Origin of the sequence: Cellulomonas algicola (assembly GCF_003851725.1) — a bacterium.
Lineage (GTDB): Bacteria > Actinomycetota > Actinomycetes > Actinomycetales > Cellulomonadaceae > Cellulomonas > Cellulomonas algicola.
Map to the genome: position 1 here is coordinate 1 of NZ_BHYL01000410.1, position 4,429 is coordinate 4,429.

The 4,429-nt window shown below is 74.8% G+C and carries 3 protein-coding genes and 1 pseudogene; 1 reads left to right on the plus strand and 3 read right to left on the minus strand.

Translation table 11 applies throughout. The annotated features are described in order from the left end of the window. Positions 1–1,463: TPM domain-containing protein (locus tag CTKZ_RS20085; protein WP_160142943.1), on the minus strand; the 1,463-nt coding region annotated here is incomplete at its 3' end. Between the two features lie 251 nt (positions 1,464–1,714). Here CTKZ_RS20085 and CTKZ_RS20090 point away from each other — a divergent pair. Then, positions 1,715–2,131 carry a hypothetical protein gene (locus CTKZ_RS20090; protein ID WP_124344569.1) on the plus strand — a complete coding sequence of 139 codons (417 nt, stop codon included), beginning with the start codon at positions 1,715–1,717 and terminating at the stop codon, positions 2,129–2,131. Positions 2,132–2,390: 259 nt separating this feature from the next. On the opposite strand, the gene CTKZ_RS20095 is transcribed toward CTKZ_RS20090, so the two are convergent. Then, a complete protein-coding gene (locus CTKZ_RS20095) occupies positions 2,391–4,037 on the minus strand; it encodes a DNA repair helicase XPB (protein ID WP_124344570.1) in 1,647 nt (548 codons plus the stop codon). Further along, positions 4,034–4,429, minus strand: a pseudogene (locus tag CTKZ_RS20100) (helicase-associated domain-containing protein); the annotation flags it as partial. The gene CTKZ_RS20095 and the pseudogene CTKZ_RS20100, both read right to left, overlap by 4 nt.

Below are 4,429 nucleotides of genomic sequence, written 5' to 3' on the forward strand. Positions count from 1 at the left end.
GACTGCGCGGTGGCGATCGCGGCCTGCGCCGCCGCGACGCGCGGTGCGACCTCGGGGCGGCCGGGGCCGAGCCGCTGCGCGTCGGCGATGTCCGACGTGATCGACGCGACCGCCGCGTCGAGGCGCGGACCCGCCGACGCGAGGTCGGTGCCCGCGTGGTCGACCGCGTCGAGCAGCACGCGCGCCTGACCGAGCGCCTCCTCGGCGGCCCGCGCGTACCGGACGGCGGTCGCACGGTCGCCCTGCTCGAGGGCCGTGCGGCCCTGCGCGAGCGTCGCGCCGGTCTCGTCGAGCAGCAGGCGCGCCTGGTCGGGGTTGTGCACGACCGACGCGAGCGCCGTCGCCGGGTAGCGCGTCTGGAGCGTCTGCAGCGTCGCGCGGGCCGTGTCGACGCGCGCCTGCAGCGCCGCGGCTTCGCGCGCGTGGGCCTCGATCGCGTCGCCGGCCCGCGACTCGACGTCGCGCAGCTCGTCGAACGCCTGCTTCTGCGCGTCGAGCGCCGCGGAGACCTGCGCGACCGTCCGGATGATGCGGGTCGCCGTGTCGCGCACCTGCGGCTCGGTGTCGGGGATGTCGTCGTCGAGCGTCTGCCGCAGGCGGAAGGCCTCGGTGACCTGCTGCTTCGACGTCGCGAGGACCTGCTCGAACTCGCGCGTCGCGTCCGGCCCGAACTGCGCCTGCGCGAAGCCGAGCTCCTGCTCCGACGTGCGCAGCGCGTCGTCGATGCGCACGAGCGCCGACGACGACCGCTTGTCCAGCTCCGCCGTGGGGAGCGCCACGAGCTCGTCGACCGGTCCGACGGCCTGCTGCTGCGGAGGCGGTCCGGCCTGCCGGTCCCGCCGGCGTCGGAGGACGGCCGACAGCAGGAAGAACCCGCCGATGACGACGAGACCGAGCAGCAGCACCCCGCCGAAGCCGAACCCGCCTCCGCCGCCGGTACCGCCGGCGCCCGTCGCCGACGCCCGCAACGAGTCGGCGGTCGCGACCGCCGCACCCGCCCAGTCGTCCTGCGACAGGTGGTCCTCCGCGGCCGTCGCGGCCGCCTGCACCTCACCGCTCGACAGGTCGCCCGTCGACTCCGGCACGAGCGCGTACCGGCGCGCCTCCGTCGCCACCGCGAGCACGAAGTCGGACTCGCCCAGCCCCGACTGCGCGGCGGTCGCCTGCGCCCAGTCGACCGGGTTCTGCCCCCCGAAGTCCGCGACGTACACCACGTACAGGTCGTACGGCGTGGCGGCCGAGAGCTCGTCGAGCGAGGCCTGCACCACGCCCTGCGACCCGCCGAGCGCGCCCACCTCGTCCGTGATGTCCGCGGTGATCGACACCGGCTCGGCGGCGCGCAGCGGCACCGCAGCGGCCGGTGCGGCGGCGAGCGCGGGCACGGCCGCGAGGGCGAGCGCAGCGGCCGCGCACGCAGGACCGACGAGGGGCACGGGCGACGACGCGCGGGACCGGGGACGCACGCGACGATCCTTTCTCAGGGTGGTACCCGCCGCAACGAGACACCAGCCCCCCGGGTTCCCGCGGCCGCCGTCGACCGGCCGCGCCCTGTCGGCGCCGGTGAAGCGTCGCCCCAGGTCAGCGCGGCGCGGCACGTTGACCTGCGGGCACCGGCGGTGGGAGGGTCGTCGCACACAGCGGACTCACAGGGACGAACGCGTCCCGCCGGCCCGCGTCGACAGGAAGGTGGGGGCAGGTGCCGCGGACCAGACGCGTGAGCCACGTGGCCGCGGTCGCGGTCCTCACGCTCGTCGGCCTGGTCGCCCTCACCGCACCCGCGCACGCCGCCGGGCCCGCCGAGCGCGGCACGACCGGCGCGGTCGTCGCCCCCGACGTGCCGGTGCAGTCGCTCGTCGACCGCGCCCGCCTCGACGCCGGCGTCGCGCAGGTCGTCGGGGACGTCGCGGCCGCCGTCGAGCGCGCCCGGACCGACGTCGCCGCACGCCTCGTCTGGCAGCGGGACGCCGTCGCCGCCTGGTGGACCGGATCGGCACCCGGCTGGGTGCACGACGCCGCGCGCGTCGGACCCGCGCTCTGGGACCTCGCCGAGCACGTCCGCGAGCTCATGCGGTCGCAGGCGGTGCGGTGGCTGTCGTGGGCGACGGGCGACGGGGCCGTCGCGCGGGGCTGAGGTCGGGCCGGTTCCCTGCCGACAGGTCGGGTCCAGGTCCCTGTGCTCGTGGTCGGACCTGGACTGCGCTCCGACCGCCTGCGCGACGTCCAGATCTCTGTGCTTGTGGTCGGATCTGGACTCCGCTCCGTAGATCGCGAGTGCGGCCTCCGGCCGACCTCACGATCTACTGCGCGACGTCCAGATCCTCCGCGCTTGTGGTCGGATCCGGACTCCGCTCCGTAGGTCGCGAGTACGGACTTGCGGCCGCCCTCACCACCTACTGCGCGACGTCCAGATCCTCCGCGTCGACGATCGAGTAGGCGTAGCCCTGCTCCGCCAGGAAGCGCTGGCGGTGGGCCGCGAACTCCTGGTCGACCGTGTCGCGTGCGACGACCGTGTAGAAGTGCGCCGTCTTGCCGTCGGACTTGGGGCGCATGATCCGGCCGAGGCGCTGCGCCTCCTCCTGCCGGGACCCGAACGACCCCGACACCTGGATCGCGACGGACGCCTCGGGCAGGTCGATCGAGAAGTTCGCGACCTTGCTGACGACGAGCTTGTGGATCTCCCCGGCACGGAACGCGTCGAACAGACGCTGCCGCTCGCGCACGGTGGTCTCACCCGTGATGAGGTCGGCGTCGATGTGCTCGGCGAGCTCGTGCAGCTGGTCGAGGTACTGGCCGATGACGAGCACCTGGTCGCCCTCGTGCTGCGCGACGAGCCGCTCGACGACGCGGTTCTTCCCGGCGGCGGTCGCGGCGAGGCGGTACTTGTCCTCGGGCTCGGCGGTCGCGTAGAGCATGCGCTCGTGGTCGGGCAGCGTGAGGCGGACCTCGATGCAGTCGGCGGGCGCGATGTAGCCCTGCGCCTCGATGTCCTTCCAGGGAGCGTCGAACCGCTTGGGGCCGATGAGGCTGAACACCTCGTCCTCGCGGCCGTCCTCGCGGACGAGCGTCGCGGTGAGCCCGAGGCGGCGGCGGGCCTGCAGGTCGGCCGTCATGCGGAAGATCGGCGCGGGCAGCAGGTGGACCTCGTCGTAGACGACGAGGCCCCAGTCGCGCGCGTCGAGCAGCTCGAGGTGCGTGTACACACCCTTCCGCTTGGTCGTGAGCACCTGGTAGGTCGCGATGGTGACCGGGCGGATCTCCTTGCGGGCGCCCGAGTACTCGCCGATCTCGTCCTCGGTGAGCGTCGTGCGCTTGACGAGCTCGTCGCGCCACTGCCGCGCGGACACGGTGTTGGTCACGAGGATCAGCGTCGTCGTCGACGACTTCGCCATCGCCCCCGCGCCGACGAGCGTCTTGCCCGCGCCGCAGGGGAGGACGACGACGCCGGACCCGCCGTGCCAGAACGACTCGACCGCATGCTCCTGGTAGGGGCGCAGGTGCCAGCCGTCCTGCGCGAGGTCGATCTGGTGCGCCTCGCCGTCGACGTAGCCCGCGAGGTCCTCTGCGGGCCAGCCGAGCTTGAGCAGCACCTGCTTGAGGTGCCCGCGCTCCGACGGGTGCACGACGACGTCCGTGTCGTCGAGGCGCGCCCCCAGCAGCCCGGCGGTGCGCTTGGACCGCAGCACCTCGGCGAGCACCGCGGCGTCGAGCGCGTGCAGGACGAGGCCGTGCACGGGGTGCTGGACGAGCTGCAGCCGCCCGTACCGCGACATGGTCTCCGCGACGTCGACGAGCAGCGCGTGCGGCACGGGGTACCGCGAGTACTCCAGGAGCACGTCGACGACCTGCTCGGCGTCGTGCCCGGCGGCGCGCGCGTTCCACAGACCCAGCGGCGTCAGCCGGTACGTGTGCACGTGCTCCGGGGCGCGCTCGAGCTCGGCGAAGGGGGCGATGGCCCGCCGGCAGGCGTCGGCCTGGTCGTGGTCGACCTCGAGCAGGAGCGTCTTGTCGCTCTGCACGATCAGCGGGCCGTTCGTCACGTGGTCTCCTTCGCCTCGTCGGCGGCAGTGGTGTCGCCCGGGGTGCCGGGGTCGTCGTCGGCGCGCTGCACGGACGCGATGCGGTGCACCGCGACGGTCAGCTCCGCCTCGCGCGCCGGGTCGACGGCCCGCAGCCGCCCACCCTCGACGTGCACCGGTCGCAGCAGCCGCCGCTCCGGGACGCCCTGCGGCCCGACGAGCTCGACCCAGACGGCCGAGCGCTCCGCGGCCGCCTCGCGCAGCAGCACCAACGCCGCGGCAGGGTCGGCTGTTCCCTCGCCCCCGACGGCGGCACCGCCCGTCCCGCGCACGACGCCCGGCCCCTCGCTCGCGACGGCCTCACCCGCGCCCGCGACGGTGGCGGCGCTGCGGGCCGCACCGCGCGCGTCCCC